The organism is Acinetobacter sp. L-24, from assembly GCF_056857555.1.
On sequence record NZ_JBSXNI010000043.1, the window covers coordinates 30,133 to 50,988 of the forward strand.

22 protein-coding genes are annotated in these 20,856 nt (G+C 43.0%); 10 read left to right on the top strand and 12 right to left on the bottom strand.

Annotated features, from left to right (window positions below; all coding sequences use genetic code 11):
- Nucleotides 1-3 precede the first annotated feature (3 nt).
- A complete protein-coding gene (gene nth, locus AC13CK_RS10480) occupies nucleotides 4-717 on the top strand; it encodes an endonuclease III (RefSeq protein ID WP_425879753.1) in 714 nt (237 codons plus the stop codon).
- Between the two features lie 116 nt (nucleotides 718-833).
- Here nth and AC13CK_RS10485 read toward each other — a convergent pair whose 3' ends face one another.
- The 4 genes from AC13CK_RS10485 to AC13CK_RS10500 form a co-directional block, all read right to left on the bottom strand.
- Nucleotides 834-1,046, bottom strand: coding sequence for a hypothetical protein (locus AC13CK_RS10485; RefSeq protein WP_425879751.1), 213 nt, complete (start codon nucleotides 1,044-1,046; stop codon nucleotides 834-836).
- Nucleotides 1,047-1,134: 88 nt separating this feature from the next.
- Nucleotides 1,135-1,794, bottom strand: a complete 660-nt coding sequence (adk, locus tag AC13CK_RS10490; protein ID WP_253147639.1) for an adenylate kinase — start codon at nucleotides 1,792-1,794, stop codon at nucleotides 1,135-1,137.
- A 75-nt stretch (nucleotides 1,795-1,869) separates the two neighbouring features.
- Nucleotides 1,870-3,186, bottom strand: a complete 1,317-nt coding sequence (locus tag AC13CK_RS10495) for a DUF445 domain-containing protein (RefSeq protein ID WP_004279487.1) — start codon at nucleotides 3,184-3,186, stop codon at nucleotides 1,870-1,872.
- A gap of 65 nt (nucleotides 3,187-3,251) precedes the next feature.
- Nucleotides 3,252-3,770 carry a hypothetical protein gene (locus AC13CK_RS10500; protein WP_425879749.1) on the bottom strand — a complete coding sequence of 173 codons (519 nt, stop codon included), beginning with the start codon at nucleotides 3,768-3,770 and terminating at the stop codon, nucleotides 3,252-3,254.
- A 238-nt stretch (nucleotides 3,771-4,008) separates the two neighbouring features.
- On the opposite strand from AC13CK_RS10500, the gene mrdA reads away from it, so the two are divergent.
- Together mrdA and rsmD are read left to right on the top strand one after the other, a co-directional pair.
- Nucleotides 4,009-6,060, top strand: coding sequence for a penicillin-binding protein 2 (gene mrdA / locus AC13CK_RS10505; protein WP_425879747.1), 2,052 nt, complete (start codon nucleotides 4,009-4,011; stop codon nucleotides 6,058-6,060).
- Nucleotides 6,061-6,062: 2 nt separating this feature from the next.
- Nucleotides 6,063-6,620, top strand: coding sequence for a 16S rRNA (guanine(966)-N(2))-methyltransferase RsmD (gene rsmD / locus AC13CK_RS10510; protein ID WP_425879745.1), 558 nt, complete (start codon nucleotides 6,063-6,065; stop codon nucleotides 6,618-6,620).
- Nucleotides 6,621-6,707: 87 nt separating this feature from the next.
- Here rsmD and AC13CK_RS10515 read toward each other — a convergent pair whose 3' ends face one another.
- Nucleotides 6,708-6,920 (bottom strand): hypothetical protein, encoded by a 213-nt coding sequence (locus tag AC13CK_RS10515; protein WP_004646324.1) that lies wholly within the window; start codon nucleotides 6,918-6,920, stop codon nucleotides 6,708-6,710.
- 246 nt (nucleotides 6,921-7,166) lie between these two features.
- On the opposite strand from AC13CK_RS10515, the gene AC13CK_RS10520 reads away from it, so the two are divergent.
- From AC13CK_RS10520 to AC13CK_RS10530, 3 genes are all read left to right on the top strand, one after another.
- Complete coding sequence (locus AC13CK_RS10520; RefSeq protein WP_425879742.1) at nucleotides 7,167-7,901, top strand: sulfite exporter TauE/SafE family protein; 735 nt, start codon at nucleotides 7,167-7,169, stop codon at nucleotides 7,899-7,901.
- 98 nt (nucleotides 7,902-7,999) lie between these two features.
- Nucleotides 8,000-8,761: a 3-oxoacyl-ACP reductase gene (locus AC13CK_RS10525; RefSeq protein WP_005246935.1), complete on the top strand. Its 762-nt coding sequence runs from the start codon at nucleotides 8,000-8,002 to the stop codon at nucleotides 8,759-8,761.
- 134 nt (nucleotides 8,762-8,895) lie between these two features.
- On the top strand, nucleotides 8,896-9,222 hold the full coding sequence (locus AC13CK_RS10530) for a hypothetical protein (RefSeq protein WP_005107497.1): 327 nt from the start codon (nucleotides 8,896-8,898) through the stop codon (nucleotides 9,220-9,222).
- A 71-nt stretch (nucleotides 9,223-9,293) separates the two neighbouring features.
- On the opposite strand, the gene AC13CK_RS10535 is transcribed toward AC13CK_RS10530, so the two are convergent.
- The gene (locus tag AC13CK_RS10535; protein WP_253159325.1) at nucleotides 9,294-9,842 is read right to left on the bottom strand and encodes a 1-acyl-sn-glycerol-3-phosphate acyltransferase; all 549 of its coding nucleotides are present in this window, start codon (nucleotides 9,840-9,842) and stop codon (nucleotides 9,294-9,296) included.
- A gap of 362 nt (nucleotides 9,843-10,204) precedes the next feature.
- Here AC13CK_RS10535 and AC13CK_RS10540 point away from each other — a divergent pair, with 362 nt between their 5' ends.
- Nucleotides 10,205-11,371, top strand: coding sequence for a hypothetical protein (locus AC13CK_RS10540; RefSeq protein ID WP_425879740.1), 1,167 nt, complete (start codon nucleotides 10,205-10,207; stop codon nucleotides 11,369-11,371).
- 38 nt (nucleotides 11,372-11,409) lie between these two features.
- Here AC13CK_RS10540 and AC13CK_RS10545 read toward each other — a convergent pair whose 3' ends face one another.
- Nucleotides 11,410-12,564, bottom strand: a complete 1,155-nt coding sequence (locus tag AC13CK_RS10545) for a helix-turn-helix transcriptional regulator (protein WP_425879738.1) — start codon at nucleotides 12,562-12,564, stop codon at nucleotides 11,410-11,412.
- 227 nt (nucleotides 12,565-12,791) lie between these two features.
- Here AC13CK_RS10545 and AC13CK_RS10550 point away from each other — a divergent pair, with 227 nt between their 5' ends.
- Nucleotides 12,792-13,286, top strand: coding sequence for a copper resistance protein NlpE (locus AC13CK_RS10550; RefSeq protein WP_005107501.1), 495 nt, complete (start codon nucleotides 12,792-12,794; stop codon nucleotides 13,284-13,286).
- A 65-nt stretch (nucleotides 13,287-13,351) separates the two neighbouring features.
- Here AC13CK_RS10550 and groL read toward each other — a convergent pair whose 3' ends face one another.
- The 4 genes from groL to AC13CK_RS10570 form a co-directional block, all read right to left on the bottom strand.
- Nucleotides 13,352-14,986, bottom strand: coding sequence for a chaperonin GroEL (gene groL / locus AC13CK_RS10555; protein WP_121980355.1), 1,635 nt, complete (start codon nucleotides 14,984-14,986; stop codon nucleotides 13,352-13,354).
- A 70-nt stretch (nucleotides 14,987-15,056) separates the two neighbouring features.
- A complete protein-coding gene (locus tag AC13CK_RS10560) occupies nucleotides 15,057-15,347 on the bottom strand; it encodes a co-chaperone GroES (RefSeq protein ID WP_004646315.1) in 291 nt (96 codons plus the stop codon).
- 168 nt (nucleotides 15,348-15,515) lie between these two features.
- Nucleotides 15,516-16,292, bottom strand: coding sequence for a metallophosphoesterase family protein (locus AC13CK_RS10565; protein ID WP_004646314.1), 777 nt, complete (start codon nucleotides 16,290-16,292; stop codon nucleotides 15,516-15,518).
- Nucleotides 16,273-17,211: a diacylglycerol/lipid kinase family protein gene (locus AC13CK_RS10570; protein WP_425879734.1), complete on the bottom strand. Its 939-nt coding sequence runs from the start codon at nucleotides 17,209-17,211 to the stop codon at nucleotides 16,273-16,275. Before AC13CK_RS10570 ends, AC13CK_RS10565 begins: the two co-directional genes overlap by 20 nt.
- A 417-nt stretch (nucleotides 17,212-17,628) precedes the next feature.
- Between AC13CK_RS10570 and AC13CK_RS10575 the strand changes: the two genes are divergently transcribed.
- Nucleotides 17,629-19,458, top strand: coding sequence for a phosphoenolpyruvate carboxykinase (GTP) (locus tag AC13CK_RS10575; RefSeq protein WP_004279470.1), 1,830 nt, complete (start codon nucleotides 17,629-17,631; stop codon nucleotides 19,456-19,458).
- A 134-nt stretch (nucleotides 19,459-19,592) separates the two neighbouring features.
- Nucleotides 19,593-20,015: a hypothetical protein gene (locus AC13CK_RS10580; protein ID WP_004646311.1), complete on the top strand. Its 423-nt coding sequence runs from the start codon at nucleotides 19,593-19,595 to the stop codon at nucleotides 20,013-20,015.
- A 73-nt stretch (nucleotides 20,016-20,088) separates the two neighbouring features.
- Here AC13CK_RS10580 and AC13CK_RS10585 read toward each other — a convergent pair whose 3' ends face one another.
- Nucleotides 20,089-20,757, bottom strand: coding sequence for a class I SAM-dependent methyltransferase (locus AC13CK_RS10585; protein WP_425879731.1), 669 nt, complete (start codon nucleotides 20,755-20,757; stop codon nucleotides 20,089-20,091).
- Nucleotides 20,758-20,856: the final 99 nt, after the last annotated feature.

Here is a 20,856-nt window from a genome sequence, read left to right on the forward strand (position 1 = left end):
AACATGACCACAGCAAAGGCCAAGCCCGTTAAAAACATGACCAAAAAGCAGATTCAGAACTTTTTTGAACGCCTGCGTGAACAGCGGCCTAACCCAAAAACTGAGCTGAATTATTCCAATCCCTTTGAATTACTGGTCGCGGTCACGCTCTCTGCTCAAGCTACCGATGTCAGCGTCAACAAAGCCACAGACAAACTCTTTCCAGTCGCCAATACACCGGAAGCCATTTATGCGCTAGGTGTGGACGGCTTGAAGGAATATATCAAGACCATTGGTTTATATAACTCGAAAGCGGTCAACGTGATTAAAGCCTGCGAGATGCTGATTCAGAAGCACAACAGCATCGTACCGGACAATCGTGCAGACTTAGAAGCCCTGCCGGGTGTAGGTCGTAAAACGGCGAATGTGGTACTGAATACGGCCTTTGGTCAGCCGACCATGGCGGTTGATACCCATATTTTCCGGGTAGGTAACCGTACCGGACTAGCGGTTGGCAAAAATGTGTTGGAAGTTGAACACCGTCTGGTCAAAGTCATTCCCAAGGAATTTATCATTGATTCACATCACTGGCTGATTTTACACGGTCGTTATACGTGTATTGCGCGCAAACCGAAATGTCATGAATGTGTAGTATCCGATGTGTGTAACTGGCCGGATCGGTTTGAATTTGGTGCAGCCCGCCAAATTGCAGTGAAAAATATTGAGCTTGCTGAATAGAACGGCGTGATCAAGCTGGGATAAAAATAGGTGACCAATGTGTCACCTTTTTATCGACTATGAGAAGAGTGCTTTTCGTTCAAACCAAATTCTTAGCTGAGCTGAACTATTATGGATTATTTATCCTGATCTTGTTCAGCCTTTTCCTGCTGCTTGCGCTGTTCAAGTTCGGCTTTTAATTTTGGATGGAGCTGGCGCTCAGGTCGCTTTGCTGCATTTTCAGCACGTTCTTCCTGACGTACTTTGTTGAGCATTTTAAAACTGAAATAGAACAGACCTACCAATACTGCCAGAAAGACTACCATCAACACCAATACGCCAAATTTCATAGCAACAAGTACCCTGTTCAAATACGCAATAAAAAAGAGCCCTAATATGACTTAGGGCTCTCCGATTGTCAAAATCATCGTCAGCCGATTATTTTGCCTGATCCAGAATCGCGAAAAGATCAGTTTGAACTTCATCGATTGGACGTAAACCGTTTAGCTTGTCATAAGTTGGTGCATTTTCACCAGACGCTGCACGGCCTTGGTAGAAACCAACCAGTTGCTCGGTTTCAGTGTGGTAAGAACCTAGACGCTTGCGAATTGTTGCTTCCAGATCATCAGGACGCTGAACCAGATCTTCACCCGTTTCGTCATCCTTACCTTCCACTTTTGGCGGATTGTAAACGATGTGATACACACGGCCAGATGCCGGGTGCTGACGACGGCCAGAAAGACGTTGTACGATCTCTTCATCCGGTACATCAATTTCAATCACGTGATCAATAGTGATGCCTTCATTTTCCAAAGCTTCTGCTTGAGGAATGGTACGCGGGAAACCATCAAAAATGCAGCCGTTTACACAGTCAGGTTGCGCAATGCGCTCTTTCACCAGACCAATGATCAACTCATCAGAAACCAAACCGCCATTGTCCATGACACTTTTAGCTTGTAGACCTAATTCAGTTCCTTCACGAATTGCAGCACGGAGCATATCACCGGTTGAAATTTGTGGGATATTGTAGCGCTTACAGATCAACTGAGCTTGTGTACCTTTACCTGCTCCAGGTGGTCCGAGTAAGATAATGCGCATATATAAACATCCTCATTTAAACAATATGTATGACGCCACGACCACAATCACCCGATTGTGTCCCCCGACATCTCATTATAAGAAAGCCACAAACAAATGGATTAAACCCGCGACAAAACCGGTTACCCCACCCAATAAAATCAGAATCCATTCATCTTCCTGAAATGCAGGACGTAAAAGATTCTGAAACTCCTTCGGAGTCAACTCACGTATGCGGTCTCTAAACATTTGATAGATTTTCTGTGCACGGCTCGCATTAAATGCTGGGTCGCATACAGGTACCATCGTAATTTCAATCGAGCGATCGATCAAGTCCGTCTTGAGTTTTGCATACTCTTTTGGTCCTAAAGACAGCTGTAAAGAGGTCCGAACCAGGGGTGTTTCCATAATTTCATTAATATGACGTTTGATAATGCGGCGGGTTTTGTCTTTTCTGCCGCCATACATCATCTCGGTCATGATCGATTTTAACGTAATCAGGTCTTCTGTGACTACACTTGCGAAGACGTCAGAGACTTCATCCTGACGTTTCATAAATGCGCCTTGTATGTTATAGGTGCCGATACGAGGAATCACCGGCTTAATCCACGGAAACTTGCGATTTGTGGTACGGGCAAAGAATTGCGGGTACTTTACTGGGTGTGGATAGAGTGGGTTGAATACCATCCAGATCGCGATCCAGTTGGTCAAAAAGCCCCAGATCGCAGCCCAGAACGGTACAGTCCAGTGCCACGGCACTACAAACCAGACAATCATCTGGAAAATCCCAAAGAACATCCCGATGAGGGCACTGATATGCCAGATAAAATTGATCTCTTTTTGACCCACCTTCAGGAACATACGCACCATCAAGCGACGGTCGCCTTCCATCTGGCTCACTACCATTTCACGCATATCTACAAGTGACTCGACGTTCATGGTCAGCTCAGTCACTAATTCACGCAAAATTGCCGGCATTTGTTTTTGTGCTTGTGCATAAATTCTGCGCTTAATAGCAAAAGGTAGGTTTTCCCAGAGCACCGCATTGCGATCCATCATCACTTCATCAATCAGGTGTTCCAGTTCGAAACCGACCTGCTCGCCAATGATGCGTGCCATATCATCCGGATCCATCGCCTGTAAAAATTCGCGGATAGAGCCTAATTTTGATAGTGTGTTATCGGTAATAATGCCTGAAATACGTCCAGCTTTGCGTGGCACAATCCCTTGCCAGCCCACAGGTAAAGGCCCGAGATGGAAACCCCAAAAATTGATCGGATAAAAGACCATTTTCAGCGCCATCCAGACGTGAGCCCAGGTTACAAATGCAGTCACTGGAATAATGCTGAGCACGGCCCAAAAATCCGGGCGGTTTACAAAGGTTTGCCACAACTCGTTGACGTACTCAAGCATGCATAACTTCCATATTTAATTTTTTGTTCACAGAATACACATATTAATAAGGTCGAATATTTTGTCTATAAACCGATACTTAAAGTATAGGAAAATTGTAGCCGGGGTTCTGTTTCAGCCACAGCACGACCATTTCGGTCTTCGAGTTTCTCTCCGGCACCGATCCCGACACTAAAACTGCTGATCCGTTCTGAACTAAGCAAAACATAGGCCAAATCAACGCCAGCACCTAAACGGCCTTCATACTCGCCATCAACCCGTTTGCTGTCGATATGCCCGGCATAAACCCCGACATAATAACCATTTTTGTCTTTGCCGGTGAGATGTGCAGGATAACGAAAGCCTGCCTGGCCGCCAATCGTACGATCATCATCCAGAAAAACACCACCTTTCACATAAGCAATCCCATAAGGGTTCACCCATTCGGTATTTAAATGCAGTAATTTCTGGGTAAAACCAACACCCACATTAAAGGCTTTTGCCTGAGCAGGCTCTATTTTGGTTGCAGTATTATTAATCTGATCATGTGCATAAGCCCCGTTCGCCCACAATGCAAACGCTAACAAAGGGTAAACCTTGTTCATTCCTTCACCATCTTCCTTAATTATAGTTTTTGGTATAGTCCTATTTTTATTAGATTTTACTCTAGCAGAATTATCACAACTCTTATATACAGCACTTTACAATTTTAATGTCTGCAAAGTCAAAGCTTAAAGGAACTGATTGTAAGGGCAGTTTTTCATTATCAAATCAAGTGCAGTTGCGTTAGAATACTCCACTTTGATTCTTTTCTACCACTCTCAGGTCTTAAGTCGATCGCGTATGAAGCAGCACTTTCCTTTAAAAAACGCACAACAAGAAAAGCGCATCTATCGCAGTCGAGTCTTGATTTCCATGGGGATTGTCATTTTCTTTATGCTGCTGCTGGTCAGCCGCTATGCCTATTTGCAACTGTTTAACTTTGAAAGCTTTACTACAGCTTCTGATGAGAACCGGATTCGTCTACAACCTTTACCGCCAGCGCGTGGTTATATTTATGACCGTAACGGCGTGTTGCTGGCCGATAACTATCCAGTATTTACTGCCACTTTAAGTCGTGCTGACGTACAGGATATCGATCAAACGCTCGAACGCCTGAAACCGATTCTGGAATTGACCGAAGAAGATCTTGAACGCTTTCAAACCCGGATTAAAACAGCGCGTAAAACCGAACGGGTTTCAATCAAGCTCAACCTGAATGAAAATGATATTGCCCGTTTCAGTGAAGTGAAATATCAATTTCCGGGCGTGAATATTGAAACCCAGATGACCCGCTACTATCCGCATGGTGACCTGTTCGCACATGTGATTGGTTATGTCGGTCGGATTAATGACAAAGAACTGAAATCAATTGATAAGGATCTCTATGCTGGAACCAACCTGATCGGAAAAATCGGTGTGGAAAAATCCTATGAAGAACTTTTACATGGTGTGCCGGGAAATGAATCGGTAGAAGCAGATGCCTTTGGTAATGTGCTGCGTCATTTGGGCCGTAAAGATCCAGTGCGTGGTAATGACCTGTTCCTGTCACTGGATTACGGTTTACAGGTAGTCGCTTCGGAGCAACTGGCCGGGCGTCGTGGCGCGATTGTGGCGATGAATCCTAAAACCGGAGAAATTCTGGCGCTGGTCTCCAGCCCAAGTTTTAACCCGAATCTGTTTGTGACTGGGATTAGCACCAAAGATTATTCCTACTTACGTGATAACCTTGATCAGCCGCTATATAACCGGGCGGTTCAAGGAACTTATCCTCCAGGTTCGACCATTAAACCGATGTTTGGCCTGGGTGGCCTTCATTATGGCCTGGTCGATTGGGATACAGCAATTTCCGATCCCGGCTATTTCACACTTCCGGGCGATTCGCATAAATTCCGCGACTGGAAAAAGTCAGGACACGGCGTAGTCAACTTGCATAAATCGCAAGTGGTCTCCTGTGATACTTATTTCTATGTCATGTCCTACCGTATGGGTATTGAAAAAATGAATACCTGGATGCGTCAGTTTGGCTTTGGTGAAAAAACCGGCGTGGACTTACCAAGTGAAAGCTCAGGACTGTATCCAAACCCGGAATGGAAGATGCGTACCCGCAAGGCCAAATGGTCACGCGGTGAAACCATTTCCGTCAGTATTGGTCAGGGTGCTTTTACCTCTACGCCATTACAGCTGGCTATGGCCACAGCCATTACCGCCAACCATGGCAATAAAGTCATTCCCCATGTTCTGCGTGAAAGTCGCGGTGCCAAACCATTCAAGGTGCATAATGGCACGCATGGCAAGATCGATTTTAACGGTCAGGAAGAAGACTGGATCAAGATGCGTGATGCGATGGTAGACGTGATTCAATCCGGTACAGGCCGAGGCATTAAAAGCGGCTTACAATATTCTATTGCCGGAAAAACCGGTACGGCACAGGTGAAAAGTATTGCTCAGGGCAAGCGCTATAATGAATCCTTATTGACCGATCGTCAGCTGGATCATGGCCTGTTTGTCGGTTTTGCACCTGCTGAAAATCCTGAAATTGCGATTGCAGTTATTCTGGAAAATGGTCGCGGTGGTAGTGCCGCAACGGCTCTGGCCCGTCCAATTTTTGATTACTGGTTACTGCATAAAGATAAAAATCCGGTACGCCCACAAGGCCACCAATTAAGTGGTGGTCTGATGACGGCCGGAATCAAGCCAGCTGAATTGCCAAGTGGTGCAGGCATGTTAAGTCAAGATGCAGCATCTAGTGCCGTTCCAGCCAGTGACCAGCCCAACACGACTGCTCCGACTTCTGCAAATACGACTGCATCTCCCGCAGCAACACCTGCTCCGACACCGGTAGAGCGAGATTAAAGATGAAAAACCAGCTTCGAATTATTGGTGGTGACTGGAAACGCCGCCAACTGCCTTTTGCCAGCATTGAGGGTTTGCGCCCGACGCCTGACCGTGTTCGGGAAACACTGTTTAACTGGCTGATGTGGAATGTACAAAATGCACAGGTGTTGGATATTTGTGCCGGTTCTGGGGCATTAGCGTTTGAGGCATTATCGCGTGGTGCTGCATCAGTGGTGATGATTGAGCCGGATCGTACTCAGGCACAATTTCTGACCCAAAATCTTGAACTGTTAAAAGTCACCAAAGCACGTGCACAATTAAAAGTGGCTACGGCGCAGCAAGCCTTGCCCGCTCTTCAGACACAGTTTGATCTGGTTTTTCTAGATCCGCCATATAGCTTAGATTTATGGGAAGAACTAGCGCTAAAGGCAGATCCTCTGATCAAGGACAATGCCTATATTTATGTAGAAGCAGATCGTGATTTACAATTACTTAAATTACCGTCCTCATGGCGTTTAATTAAAAATACCAAAGCCGGTACAGTTCGTGCGGGGCTTTATCAAAAAAGTATTTCTTGATTTAAATTGTTTTGAAGAGCCATTAAAAAAGGATTCCTCAGTGGAATCCTTTTTGTCATTGTAGTCAGTCAAATTTAAAGACTGTGATTAACGATCACGGCGCCAGTCGCGGTTATCTCGGTCACGTTTCCAATCCCGATGATCTTTATGGTCCTTATTTTTCCAGTCATGATTTCTGTGGTCTCGATCATAATGTCCATTACGATCTCTGTTGCCACGATAATCATCATCCCAAGGATCAACCACACAACCGGTTAATGACACAGCCAATACAGAAAGTAATATCACTTTTTTCATCATGTCCATCACCTCTTACTGCACTCTGTCAGTATCAGGCGAGTTCATGGAGAGTGAACGGAGCCATTGTTGCACTCTTGTAGAGATTTATGCATGTTTTATGCATGGCCGTAAACCTCTTTTTTCTTAATTAGCATTCATGCTTTTATGAGAATTTGAACTTTCATTTGCATAAATCCAGCTAAATGGAAGCTTGGCTTTTGTTTAAATCTTGAGAATACTGCTGCCTTTGCTTATGACCTGATCTTTATGACTTGGCTGTTATTTATTCTTGGTGCAATGGTCGCAGGTTTTGTCCAGGGGCTGACCGGCTTTGCCTTTGCCCTGATCGCCATGTCTTTCTGGGTCTGGGTGCTGCCTCCGCAACTGGCCGCGCCCTTGCTGGTATTTGCCTCGATCTGGAGTCATGTGATTTCACTCAGTCAGGAAAAAAAGCAGCTAGTTTTATCCAGGCAGTTGGTGCTGCCTTATCTGATTGCTGGTCTGATTGGCGTGCCGCTGGGTACTTATCTGTTGCAGATCATTCAAGCAGATACCTTTAAGATGATCTTGGGATTTTTTCTGGTACTGTGGTGTCCGGTGATGCTATTCAATCCGCAATTCAAAACAATTCAGCATTCAGGAAAATTGACTGATAGCTGCATCGGTTTTATTGGCGGAATTTTAGGAGGACTGGGCGGTTTTTGCGGTGCCATTCCTTCGGCCTGGGTGATGTTAAAACAATTACCCAAAACCCAGCAGCGCTATATTTTACGGCACTTTAATTTTGCAATTCAGCTTTTCACGCTGGGTACTTATGTATGGCAAGGCCTGATCAATCAAAGCCATTTACCCTATATGGCCTTGCTGATTGTTTTTGTGAGTATTCCGGCAATTTTAGGCGCAAAACTATTTTATAAAATTTCGGAATTACTGTTCAAACGCATGATCTTAAGTTTACTCGTTAGTGCAGGCTGTTTTCTATTAGCGTCCCAATTCATTTAAACACAAGATCAAGCCGAGTCTGTCTTCCCCGCTAAAGCTTGAATCCGTTGAAATAACTGCTATGTTAAGGCCAATCTTTGTAAATATAGATCATCATTATGCAGATTCGTGATCAGATTGTTCTTGTTACTGGTGGTGCACGTGGTTTGGGTTTAGCCATTACTCAGGCTTTACTGGCTGAGGGCGCGCGCGTGGTCGTCAATTATCATAGCAGTCAGCAGCAAGCTGAACAGCTGGCCCAGCAGTATCCTGAACAGGTATTTATTTATCAGGCAGATGTCACTCAAACTGATCAGGTCCGCGCTTTATTTGCCGCAGCTAAAACCCATTTCGGGGAAGCGATTCATGCTGTAATCAATAACGCACTGATTCAATTTGAATTTAATGGTGATGCACGCCCTAAAGTAGAAACGCTGACTTGGGATATGTTGCAACGGCAATTTAGCGGTGCAGTACAGGCTGCCTTAAATACTACACAAGCCGCACTGGATGATATGAAACAGGCAGGGTTTGGCCGGATCGTGAATATTGGTACAAACCTGGTGCAAAATCCGGTGGTTCCTTATCATGACTATACCACCGCCAAAGCTGCATTATTGGCCTTTACCCGCACCACGGCGCAGGACTTGGGACAATATGGCATCAATGTGAATATGCTCTCTGGTGGCCTGTTACAAACCACGGATGCCAGTAAGGCCACACCTGACATTGTCTTTGACCTGATTGCTCAATCGACGCCTTTACGCCGCGTAATTACACCAGAAGAATTTGCTGCTGCAATCCTGATGTTTTTGTCACCTTATTCACGTGCCGTCACAGGACAAAACCTGATTGTAGATGGCGGGCTGGTCAAAGGTTAAATGTTTAGAGAATGGACTTGAATTTTCAAATTCTGTTGTTCTATTTTTTAACCATTTGGTAGATTAAAAAGGTTTTGTGACCGGGTTTTACTTCTACAATAGTGCGCTCCCATAAAGCCTTTAGTCTACTTTCCATGAAATTTATCACGACATTGCTCAGTACCTTGCTACTGGCAGGTTGTATGTCCAGCGATTTGAAAAAATCAGAACAATTACTGCAAAATTTCCATTGTGCCAAGGTAGATACCGCCCAAATGCCACATAGCAGTATGACCGACTATTATCAGCAGATGTTGTATAGCAGCAAATCCAAAGTCGAGTCTTATATCAAACAGTATCATCAAGGTGAAGAGCTGTTTGACCTGCCACTGCATGAAGTGGTGGAGCAACAATATGATCTTTATAAAGATGCCTGCCAAAATCTGGGTGGAATTTTACCCGCTTCTGAAAATGCATCTTAAGTCTGTCAATCTTCATGATGATTAGGCAATAAAAAAGCAGGAGAATTTTCCTGCTTTTTTTCAACTCAATTTTAATGCTGATAATAGCGCTGATCTACGCTGAAGCATTCAGGGAATTTTGGCTGAATCTCTGCATAAAATGCCATGATTTCTGCCATGTCTTTTTCATAATCCCCTGTCGGATAAACAATTTTACCTACACCAGTTTTCTTCTTCTCATAATCCATATAGGCCAATGCAATCGGCACACCTGCATTAATCGCGACATGATAAAAACCTGTCTTCCACTGTTCCTGTTTAGCACGAGTCGCTTCTGGCGTGACCAGCATCACCAGTTTAGGATGGGTCTTGAATAATTCCGTCATCACCTGAACCATACTCGGACTAGGCTCCCCCGGCTGTTTAGGACGGCGATCAATCCCGATACCGCCCATAGCACGCACAAAAGGTCCAAATGGCAATTTCATATAACTGTCTTTAATGGTTAAGCGAACATTCACACCTAATGCTTTTAAGGCCAGTCGCGCATACAGTGCATCCCAATTACTGGTATGAGGTGCAGCAATCATGACACATTGGTCTAAATCTAAGGGCCAATGGTTATCAATTTCCCAACCCATCAGATTCAGGCTTTGTTCTGCTAACTTCTCAAACACGTCACGCACCAATTCTATTAAAAATTGCGCGAATTTTAGCAACCTCGGCAAATATAGATAGTGCCATATGATCAATAAATAAACAGTTAATCTATATTTGTATAATTGGAATTTTTAAATGAATAGTTGATTATTTTTTCCACCTTGAACTTATCTCATACATCAATTTACGGATAGTTCAGATTGCTTCCCAATATAAATAGGAATTTCTTTCTAATTTAAAGGATTCATGCATTAAAAAGCTCTTGACCTCCTAATTTTGGGATATGGCAAAAACGAGGGTCTTTTTATACTGAATCCACATTATAAATTTCAGGAAGATTCTAATGAAAAAGACTTTACTTTGTATTGCTTTAGCGGGGTTACTTAGTGCCTGCGGCGGTTCGGATGATAATGCCAGTACACCTCCAGCAAACAATGTTGGCACCCAAACCGGCGTACTGACGGACGGAATCATTTCAGGGGTGACCTATATCACCAGTAGTGGTGCAACAGGAGTTACCAACGAAAAAGGAGAATTTAAATTTAATGATGATGAAAAAGTAAAATTCTTTATTGGGGGTGTACAACTCGGTGATGAAATTGAAGCAAAGGAGCGTATCACACCATTAGATTTAGTCGAAAGTGAAAATGCGCGTATCAACCTTATGGTTTTTTTACAATCCTTAGATGGAAAAGGTGATCATAGCGATGGCATTCAGATTAGTGATGACACTAAAACAGCCTTCACTGCTGTAAAGCTTAATTTTAACCAAAGTACCACCGACTTCGTAAATGAAGTTGTCACCAAAACAGCCATCACACCAGATCAGTTGATAACACCAGAAAAAGCTTCAGAAAACTTCCAAGCAACCTTCTACAAAGATATTGCCGGTACGTGGGAGATTAACCGTACCGATAACACTGCTGTGTTGATTCACATTCTGGAAGATGGACGCTATGCACTAGGTGAAGCAGAAGCAAAAGATGAGAGTGGTCAAGCAGGCATTGAAATGGGCCGCTTAAAATGGAATGCAACAACAACCGTGATTGAACCGGAAATCCTACATGACACCAATGGTGAATGGGGACTTTCACATCCTGCCGAGAATAAACCTTATTCTTTAAACTTTAATGGAACTCAATTAATTCTTACTGAACCCGGCGTTAGTACTGAATACCGTTTAAATCGAGTTAAGCAGTCTAATAGTCTCGTCGGCACGTGGCGACTCAATGAAACGCACCTATTTGCTTTCTTTGATAACAACTATTATTTCTTCCTAGACACTGAAGGTGGAGATGACTGTGGTTGGCCAGGAATTGAATATGGCAAATATACATTGTCAGCAAATACTCTCACCACAACCGAGGTATTATTCGATACCAACGAGTGTGGTGGATTACAAGATAGTTCAAATGGCGGTAAGACAATTGCAAACATCAATATATCTAACAACAATCTTATCTTACATCCGCAAGGTGAAGATCCTGTAACTTTACAACGTGTTAAATAACCCACATCAACCGGCTTGAATATGAAATTCAAGCCGGTTTAATCAATATGTTCAAATTGAATGGTACAGCCCATCAATAAATGCATCAGTTCGATTTGCGAACAACATTGGGTTTTTTCATAAATATTTTTAAAATACGTCCGTACCGAACTCAACGTAATGCCACACTGTTCTGCAATATCTTCTATTTTATAACCATTAATTAACAACTCGCATAAATCAAACTCTCGTTTGGAAAGCTGGTAACATTGTTGTAGGTAAGTTCTTGACAGGGAATAATACTGGTTTTTATCCGTCATAAATAATGCAATCTGATGTTGAGCAGACTGTAAATGTTGCATATTTCTTAATTTTTTAAATGGCACCACCGTCAGCATGAATTGCGAGCCTGCCCCATCACTCAACGCCAGGACTCCACCCACTTCAGTCTGAATGGTCGTATCTTCCAGTAAAGCGCTTTCCAAAAGCTGATCAATACGTATCTGCTGAGCATAATTGGTTTTTAGACGGTTATGTATATCGAGATCCAGACATGAACTTTGATCAAGCATCTTTTGCGCAACAGGATTGGAATAACTTAAACACAGGTCTTGATCGAGCAGTACAATTCCGGTTTTTAAACTATCCAATACAGTATACAAGCTTAAATTATCTTGCTGAATCAAGTTGATTTGCCGGTGAATTTGCAAAGCCCGGCGTAAATGGATACTGATACGTCTTAAAAAATCCAGCTCAGGCTGTTCAAAAGGCTGTACTTCAGGTGCACGATGAATACCCAGTACTGCCCAACGATAATTTCCCCGATCCAGCAATACTCCCGCCAGATAAGATACACCGCCAGGCTTTAAACACTTCTCATAGAACACATAGTGATCCGTACCCGGCTGTTCTGCATAGTGCTGACAGTTATGACTTAAAGCATCGCCCATCTCGATCGCATTCCATAAGGGCATATGCAGTTTCATATCAATCACTCTGATACGCTCCTCTTGATAAGCGGCCAGACTTTCATTCGGGATATTGTGCGTATAGACAAAGTCATAGCCTGGATTAAGCTGATCCAGACCGGTAAAAATTGCACTCTTACTTTTAGTATAGCTCACGATATCTTTGATCACGTCCAGCCACAAAGATGGTAATACAGCAGCATCATAAATTTTTGCAATCAGATTATTTTCTTGTTCTAATTTCATTATCCCCTCCGCATTATCATTATTTTCTAATCATAGCGTTCAGAATTGGTTAACGAAACAGCATAAATTGACTTTAAACTTGGCTAAAAATTCTTAAATCCTGCTCACTTATCAATAACTCTGGCCTCATTCACCTAATGAATCAAACTTTAACAAGATTGCCCTATTTATCTGTACTGACTACTTTTAATGTAATTCATAACAAATAATTTAATAGGGTTAAAACAATGAAAAAATTAACGCTTACTGCTGCGATAGCAGTCGTTCTTGCAGGAGCTTTAACCGCCTGTTCAAAGCCCAATGATAATGAGCCGATGAGTAATAATGCTCAATCCAGCCCAGCCATGATGGAGCAAAATAACGCGGATACTAGTGTGAACCGTGCTGATAGCGCAGAAACTTCGCTAGATTGGGCAGGTGAATACGAAGGTGTTTTTCCTTGTGCTGACTGTGAAGGGATTAAGGTCGAGCTAGATCTCAATCCGGATAAAACCTATGAGCTAAATGAGGAATATTTAGGTAAAGCTGGAAATAATGAGACCGAAACTAAAGGTAGTTTCAGTTTTGACCCTCAAGATCCTTCAATCATCACATTAGATAACAAAGCTGAAAACCGTAAATTCTTTGTTGGTGAAAATTTTGTTGAAGCACGCGAGATGAAATCAGGTAAAAAAATTGACAGTAATTTAAATTATAAATTAGTTAAAAAGTCCGCATCATAATTTTGTAAACGCATAAAAAATCCCCGCTATTGCGGGGATTTTTTATGAAATGCTCGGATGATGAATTACATCATGCCGCCCATACCACCCATGCCACCCATATCAGGCATTGCAGGTTTGTCTTCTGGGATTTCAGTGATCATGCATTCAGTGGTCAGCATCAAGCCAGCAACAGAAGCGGCGTGCTCAAGTGCAGAACGCGTTACTTTAGCAGGGTCAAGAATACCCATTTCCAGCATATCGCCATATTCGCCAGTTGCAGCATTATAACCGAAGTTACCTTCGCCATTCTTCACAGCGTTGATCACTACAGAAGGCTCATCACCTGCGTTAGATACGATTTGACGAAGCGGTGCTTCAATCGCACGACGAAGAATGTTGATACCTACGTTTTGGTCATCATTCGCGCCTGTTACGCCTTCAAGTGCAGATGCAGCACGTACTAGTGCAACACCACCACCCGCAACGACACCTTCTTCAACTGCAGCGCGAGTCGCATGAAGCGCGTCATCTACACGGTCTTTTTTCTCTTTCATTGCAACTTCAGTTGCAGCACCGATTTTGATGACAGCAACACCGCCAGCAAGTTTCGCTACACGCTCTTGAAGTTTTTCTTTGTCATATTCTGAAGTAGATTCTTCGATCTGTGCACGGATTTGCTGTACACGGTCAGCGATTTGGCCAGCATTACCAGCACCATCTACAATTACAGTATTTTCTTTAGATACAGTTACTTTATGTGCTGTACCCAAGTGATCAAGCGTCGTTTGATCCAGCTGCATGCCGATTTCTTCAGAAATCACAGTACCGCCAGTCAAGATCGCGATGTCTTGAAGCATAGCTTTACGACGATCACCAAAACCAGGTGCTTTTACCGCACATACTTTGATAATACCGCGCATGTTGTTGACAACAAGCGTCGCAAGCGCTTCGCCTTCAACATCTTCAGAAATGATTAAAAGCGGTTTGCCAGTTTTAGCAACAGCTTCAAGTACTGTAATCAATTCACGAATATTGCTGATTTTCTTATCAACAAGAAGAATGAATGGATTTTCAAGTTCAGCTGTTAAAGTATCTTGCTTGTTCGCGAAGTACGGAGAAATATAACCGCGGTCGAACTGCATGCCTTCAACTACGTCAAGCGAATCTTCGAAGCCTGAACCTTCTTCAACCGTGATCACGCCTTCTTTGCCCACTTTTTCCATTGCTTGCGCAATCAGCTGACCTACAGTCGTATCAGAGTTAGCAGAGATCGAACCTACTTGTTCAATCGCTTTAGAGTCTGATGCTGGTTTTGCAGTTGCCTTGATGTTTTCAACTACAGAACGTACCGCAATATCGATACCGCGTTTCAAGTCCATTGGGTTCATACCCGCTGTTACTGACTTGATGCCTTCATTCAAAATCGCTTGTGCCAATACAGTTGCAGTCGTTGTACCATCACCTGCGATGTCATTGGTTTTTGAAGAAACTTCACGAACCAGTTGAGCACCCATGTTCTCGAACTTGTCTTTCAGCGTAATTTCTTTGGCAACAGTGACACCATCTTTAGTGATGTGCGGTGATCCAAAAGAACGGTCGATAACAACGTTACGGCCCTTAGGACCCAAAGTAACCTTTACTGCATCTGCAAGGGTGTTTACACCAGCAATCATTTTTGAACGAGCTGAATCACCAAATTTTACGTCTTTAGCTGACATATTTGACTCCGAATATTGTTGTATCTTTACAAAATCTGATTTGGAACGAATAAAACTTTTTTAGCGCAGATTAAGCTTCTAATACCGCTAAAATGTCAGATTCTTTCATGATTAAAAGCTCTTCGCCGTTTACTTTTACAGTAGTGCCTGCATAAGTACCGAACAATACTTTGTCGCCAACTTTTACGTCTAACGCGCGTACGCCATTGTCAGTGATTTGACCATTACCAACTGCAATGATTTCACCTTGAGCAGGTTTTTCAGCAGCCGAACCTGGAAGTAGAATGCCCCCAGCTGTTTTAGTTTCTTCTTCAACACGACGAATAACAACGCGGTCATGTAATGGACGAATGTTGCTCATAAATAACTCCATCAGACTAAGTCTTTTTTAGGTCACTGATGACGACTTAATTATTCCATGGGTCATCATCAAAAATTTTTGATGTCACTTTTATGGAGATGGAATAAAACGCTTCAAGGGCAAAAATGAAAAAAAATTGGTTTTTTTTAACGAATCATAGGTTTTCGTCTATTTATTCGGCAGATCAGCCTTCAACATAAAGGCTTGTGCCACTTCATCGAATAAATATTGAGAAATTTTTCCTGTGGCATCAATCAGATTAAAGCTGTTCGGTTCATCTTTATGTAGACGATTTGACGCAGAAGTCCCTGCATGTACATCATATACAGGATGATCCATCCCCAATCCGAACATCTGATTCAAATCATAAATCGCCGGTTGATGCAGATGCCCATGCAACACCGCAAACAGACCATGCTCTGCCCAGGCCTCTAAAGCAATTTTGGCCATCAATGGGCTGTCCTTGAAACCGCGCTTATTTTGAAAAGGCACATAAAAAGGCTGATGGCTGACAATGATTTTTAATTTGGAAGCAGGCGCCTGCGCCAGCGTCAGGTCAATACGCTGAATCTGCTCAAGGGATAAATGCCCTTTGGTATGATATCGACGTCGGATCGAATTCACCCCAATCAGATAAAAATTTTCAGTTTCAAATATTGGCTCCAATTCACCAAAAAAAATCTGGTAACGGGTAAATGGATTGAAAAGCCGATTCCACAAATGATAGAGCGGAATATCATGATTCCCCGGGATCACCATATAAGGCGTATTGAGCTGATCTAAAAATTTTTTGCAGGCAAAGAATTGACCCAAACGTGCGCGCTGAGTCAGGTCACCACTGATGACGACGGCTTCAAGTGGATGGGTCTGACAGAAATGCCGAATCGCTTCTAAACACTCCGGCTTCTCTGTTCCAAAATGCAGATCAGACAGATGCAGGATCATGTGGCACCATTACGTTTAGGCTATCTTTTAATACAGAAATATTGAGTGGCGGGGCCATTTCCACAATTTCCCCATCAATCGCTACCATCAGTTTCTTGGCTCGGGATTCGATTCGGACTTGATCGGCTGCAAAACTATAAACACCCGATGCCTGGTCAATCTTGCCACGAATCAGCTGATACACTAGCTTAAATAAAGTAAGCTTATCACTTTTAGAAACTACCACTCCCGCCACTTTACCTTTTTCAGCCGCTTCTGCAATGCGCATTTTCATATCTGCCAGTTGCAAGGGATTATTGCCAAAAAAGATCAGTGGTGTTTTTACCGGATATTTCTTTTGATCCACCCAGATTTTTAGTTTTAATTCTCTACGATCGCGAATTAAAACATCCAGTGCAGAGGTATAGGCATGTAGCGGTAGGCGACCAAAAATACGATTATAGTCTTCACGTTTTTTAATGAATAAAGGATATAGACCTAGACTGGCATTATTCAGATAAATTTCCTGATTGATACGAGCAACATTCATACGTTGTGGCTGTCCTGTCGCAATCACTTTTGCCGCTTCAAGCAAATCCAGCGGAATCCCCAATAATCTCGCCACATAGTTAAAAGTCCCTAAAGGCAAAATACCGACAGGAATTTGCGTATTCAACACATGTTTGGCGACTGTATTTAAAGTGCCATCTCCGCCTGCCGCAACGATGATTCCTGACTCGCTAGATGCCAAATGCTGTTCAAGCACCTCAACCATAATTTTATCAAATTGCTGTGAATCATTGATTTCATAAGCTTTAGTTTGATAACCCTGCGCTGAAAATATATCGATCAGCTGCTCATAAATGCCTTCTGGCCCCTGTATGCGAAAACCAGCTTTATGATTAAAAATCAGCGATAAGGGTTTAGATTGATTAGACATTTTTCGCGCAATTTCATTGAAGCCTATTGGCATTTTGTCCAATTCATAGACAATTAACAGTGGCTTTATGTAAAATTCAAATGGCAACCATTTATTTAATCAATAATGAATATTAGAGATCTTATAAAACTAAGATAATGATTTTAATATCAATTTTTAAAATAAATACCACTCATCACTTATATAAATAACCTTAATAATTCAAATGTTTAGTTTTATCTTGTTGTTTTACTTATATTTATAAATAAAATAGCATTATATTCCAAAAGAAATCTAGCACTTCTTTGGTCTTATTTTTTTTATCATTTTATGCTTTAATACAGCCACTTTTTTTCATACTTCATCTGGGCGATATTTTTTATTGCTCGGATTGTACTTTGTACATCTAATTTGTACACATTTGAGATAGGCCTCACCATGACCCAAGTGAACGCACCAGAATTCGTTCGTCACCCTAAGCTTATTGCTTGGGTGGAAGAGATTGCTAAATTAACAAAACCAGCAAAAATTGAATGGTGTGACGGTAGCGCAGAAGAATATCAACGTTATATCGACTTGATGATCGCTAACGGCACAATGCAAGCGCTGAATCAAGAAACTCATCCTGGTTCTTATCTTGCAAATTCTGATCCGTCTGACGTAGCACGTGTTGAAGATCGTACTTACATCTGTTCTGAAAACAAAGACGATGCTGGCGCGACCAACAACTGGGAAGCACCTGCTGTCATGCGCGAAAAATTGAACGGTTTATTTGACGGTTCAATGGCAGGTCGTACACTTTATGTGGTTCCATTCTCAATGGGTCCATTGGGTTCTCATATCGCTCATATCGGTATCGAGTTAACTGACTCTCCTTACGTTGCAGTAAGCATGTCTAAAATGGCTCGCATGGGTAAAGCTGTTTATGACGTTCTTGGTACTGACGGTGAATACGTTCCTTGCGTACACACTGTAGGTGCTCCGCTTGCGAACGGCGAAAAAGATGTTGCATGGCCTTGCAACAAAGAAAAATACATCGTGCATTACCCAGAAACTCGTGAGATCTGGTCTTATGGTTCTGGTTATGGCGGTAACGCATTGTTGGGTAAAAAATGCCTGGCATTACGTATTGCATCATTTATGGGTCGTCAACAAGGCTGGTTAGCTGAACACATGCTGATCCTTGGCGTGACCAATCCACAAGGCGAAAAACACTACATCGCAGCTGCATTCCCATCTGCATGTGGTAAAACAAACTTCGCTATGTTGATTCCACCAGCTGGCTATGAAGGCTGGAAGATTGAAACTGTAGGTGACGATATTGCCTGGATCAAACCAGGTGAAGACGGTCGCTTATATGCAATCAACCCTGAAGCTGGCTTCTTCGGTGTAGCGCCTGGTACCAATACCAAAACCAACCCGAACTGTATGGCAACCATGCACAAAGACGTGATTTATACCAACGTTGCTGTGACTGACAACGGTGAAGTTTGGTGGGAAGGTCTGACTAAAGAAGCGCCTGCCAACCTGACTAACTGGAAAGGTCAACCACACACTGGTGAAGAAAAAGCAGCGCATCCAAATGCTCGCTTCACTGTTGCAGCTGGTCAATGCCCTTCTATTGATGCTGACTGGGAAAATCCAGCAGGTGTTCCAATTTCCGCGTTCATCTTCGGTGGTCGCCGTGCAGACACTGTGCCTCTAATTTCAGAAGCATTTGACTGGGTTGACGGTGTTTACAAAGCTGCAACGATGGGCTCTGAAACAACTGCTGCTGCTGTTGGTCAACAAGGTGTTGTTCGTCGTGACCCGTTCGCGATGCTTCCATTCGCGGGCTACAACATGGCAGATTACTTCACGCACTGGTTAGAAATGGGTGAGCAAGTGGGTGCGAAAGCTGCTGCTGCTGGCAACAAACTTCCAGGTATCTACAACGTGAACTGGTTCCGTCGTGATGCTGAAGGCAACTTCGTATGGCCTGGTTTCGGTCAAAACATGCGTGTTCTTGAGTGGATCATTGACCGTTGTGAAGGTCGTGCTGATGCTGTTGAAACACCAATCGGCCTAGTTCCTACTTACGAACAGCTGAACTGGACTGGTTCTGACTTCACTAAAGAACAGTTTGACCTAGTAACTTCTCAAGACAAAGATCAATGGATCAAAGAGCTTGAAAGCCATACTGAATTGTTCGATAAGTTAGGTGAGCGTTTACCGGAAGCGTTAAAAACTCGTCAAGCAGAACTTATTGCTGCGGTTAAATCTGCTTAATTGCTGATTTAATTAAAAAAGGTCGCGTAAGCGGCCTTTTTTATTGGCTGTTTAAACAATTGATCACAATTGACCAGAGCAGCAGTTTAAGCAAAATATGGCATACTTAAGCCAAGACTTCAGGAACTATAAATATGAAAAGAACAACAGTAATTTTGGCTATGGCTGCGAGCAGTTTCGTACTGAGTGCATGTCAGACCACACCCCATCAATTCAATGGACAAAGTGGCTATGAAATTCTGGAACGTTCAGGCAATACAGCAACCTTGAGCTACACCCTCTCAGGACGACCAAGCCAGGATGAAAATCGCTTGCAAGCCGCTTGCAGACACGTATTAGGAAATTCCAAAACTTACAACATCCAGATTTTAAGCACCAATGAAATTTCCAATCCAACTGCGGAACAGGAAAACTATGGCCGCCAACTGGGTAATAGCCGCACGCAAATCAGCTTGAGCAATACGCCTGATTTACATAATAGCGAGAACCCGGGTGCACGCGAAGCCTTAGAAGCCCGCCCAACGACCATGCGCGTTATTCGTTATACTTGTTCTTAACATCTAATACTTAGTTACTTAATCAGAGTAAGACAATCAAAAAGGGCTAACTGCCCTTTTTGATTTTTCAACTTTAACGTGTTTTATAGAAACTGACATTACGAAATTCTGGTGATTCATCCAGATCTGGCCATGTTGTCGCACTACGTTCATCCAGTTTTTTATATTGAGGATGACTAAAGTTTTTTACCCGACTGTCTGCAACCCACACCTCAGGTGCAAATTTTAAAAACTCATCCAGGAAGAAACGGTTACATTGATCATAGAGCACATCTGCGGCTAATAGAATATCCACCTGCTCTGCCTTATATAGGTCATCCAGATATTCAAGCTCAACATCATTCAGCTCCGCATTGGCGTGACAGGCATCCAGACTGACTTGATCAATGTCACAGCAAATCACACGTTTTGCACCTGCCATTTTTGCTGCAATGGCAACTACGCCCGATCCAGCCCCAAAATCCAAAACAACTTTATCTTTGACATGATGCGGCTCCGCCAATAGCCACTGCGCCATCGCCAAGCCTGAGGCCCAACAAAAGATCCAGTACGGTGTATCGTTCCAGATGCGACGGATGACTTCATCATCGAGTTTGTCAGTTGGGAATACTGGCGGAATCAGCCACAGGGAAATGGGTGTATCCGGCAATTGCTGTGCATGCAGCTCACAATATGGAATCACATCATGCAAGGCTTTTAGTAGATGTTCTGGGGCTTGAGGGAGTCGGAAGGTGCAGCTCATTAGATTTCTTTTAATTAGTATTAATGTCTTTGAAGAATCTCCCCTAGCCCCTCTTTAAAAAAGAGGGGGAAACTCCATCCAAAAATAGTGATCAGAGTT

What these genes read in the sequence shown, in the direction of transcription:
- nth (WP_425879753.1), top strand. Translation starts at nt 4, where the DNA reads ATGACCACAGCAAAGGCCAAGCCCGTTAAAAACATGACCAAAAAGCAG.
- AC13CK_RS10485 (WP_425879751.1), bottom strand. Translation starts at nt 1,046, where the DNA reads ATGAAATTTGGCGTATTGGTGTTGATGGTAGTCTTTCTGGCAGTATTG.
- adk (WP_253147639.1), bottom strand. Translation starts at nt 1,794, where the DNA reads ATGCGCATTATCTTACTCGGACCACCTGGAGCAGGTAAAGGTACACAA.
- AC13CK_RS10495 (WP_004279487.1), bottom strand. Translation starts at nt 3,186, where the DNA reads ATGCTTGAGTACGTCAACGAGTTGTGGCAAACCTTTGTAAACCGCCCG.
- AC13CK_RS10500 (WP_425879749.1), bottom strand. Translation starts at nt 3,770, where the DNA reads ATGAACAAGGTTTACCCTTTGTTAGCGTTTGCATTGTGGGCGAACGGG.
- mrdA (WP_425879747.1), top strand. Translation starts at nt 4,009, where the DNA reads ATGAAGCAGCACTTTCCTTTAAAAAACGCACAACAAGAAAAGCGCATC.
- rsmD (WP_425879745.1), top strand. Translation starts at nt 6,063, where the DNA reads ATGAAAAACCAGCTTCGAATTATTGGTGGTGACTGGAAACGCCGCCAA.
- AC13CK_RS10515 (WP_004646324.1), bottom strand. Translation starts at nt 6,920, where the DNA reads ATGATGAAAAAAGTGATATTACTTTCTGTATTGGCTGTGTCATTAACC.
- AC13CK_RS10520 (WP_425879742.1), top strand. Translation starts at nt 7,167, where the DNA reads ATGACTTGGCTGTTATTTATTCTTGGTGCAATGGTCGCAGGTTTTGTC.
- AC13CK_RS10525 (WP_005246935.1), top strand. Translation starts at nt 8,000, where the DNA reads ATGCAGATTCGTGATCAGATTGTTCTTGTTACTGGTGGTGCACGTGGT.
- AC13CK_RS10530 (WP_005107497.1), top strand. Translation starts at nt 8,896, where the DNA reads ATGAAATTTATCACGACATTGCTCAGTACCTTGCTACTGGCAGGTTGT.
- AC13CK_RS10535 (WP_253159325.1), bottom strand. Translation starts at nt 9,842, where the DNA reads ATGGGTTGGGAAATTGATAACCATTGGCCCTTAGATTTAGACCAATGT.
- AC13CK_RS10540 (WP_425879740.1), top strand. Translation starts at nt 10,205, where the DNA reads ATGAAAAAGACTTTACTTTGTATTGCTTTAGCGGGGTTACTTAGTGCC.
- AC13CK_RS10545 (WP_425879738.1), bottom strand. Translation starts at nt 12,564, where the DNA reads ATGAAATTAGAACAAGAAAATAATCTGATTGCAAAAATTTATGATGCT.
- AC13CK_RS10550 (WP_005107501.1), top strand. Translation starts at nt 12,792, where the DNA reads ATGAAAAAATTAACGCTTACTGCTGCGATAGCAGTCGTTCTTGCAGGA.
- groL (WP_121980355.1), bottom strand. Translation starts at nt 14,986, where the DNA reads ATGTCAGCTAAAGACGTAAAATTTGGTGATTCAGCTCGTTCAAAAATG.
- AC13CK_RS10560 (WP_004646315.1), bottom strand. Translation starts at nt 15,347, where the DNA reads ATGAGCAACATTCGTCCATTACATGACCGCGTTGTTATTCGTCGTGTT.
- AC13CK_RS10565 (WP_004646314.1), bottom strand. Translation starts at nt 16,292, where the DNA reads ATGATCCTGCATCTGTCTGATCTGCATTTTGGAACAGAGAAGCCGGAG.
- AC13CK_RS10570 (WP_425879734.1), bottom strand. Translation starts at nt 17,211, where the DNA reads ATGTCTAATCAATCTAAACCCTTATCGCTGATTTTTAATCATAAAGCT.
- AC13CK_RS10575 (WP_004279470.1), top strand. Translation starts at nt 17,629, where the DNA reads ATGACCCAAGTGAACGCACCAGAATTCGTTCGTCACCCTAAGCTTATT.
- AC13CK_RS10580 (WP_004646311.1), top strand. Translation starts at nt 19,593, where the DNA reads ATGAAAAGAACAACAGTAATTTTGGCTATGGCTGCGAGCAGTTTCGTA.
- AC13CK_RS10585 (WP_425879731.1), bottom strand. Translation starts at nt 20,757, where the DNA reads ATGAGCTGCACCTTCCGACTCCCTCAAGCCCCAGAACATCTACTAAAA.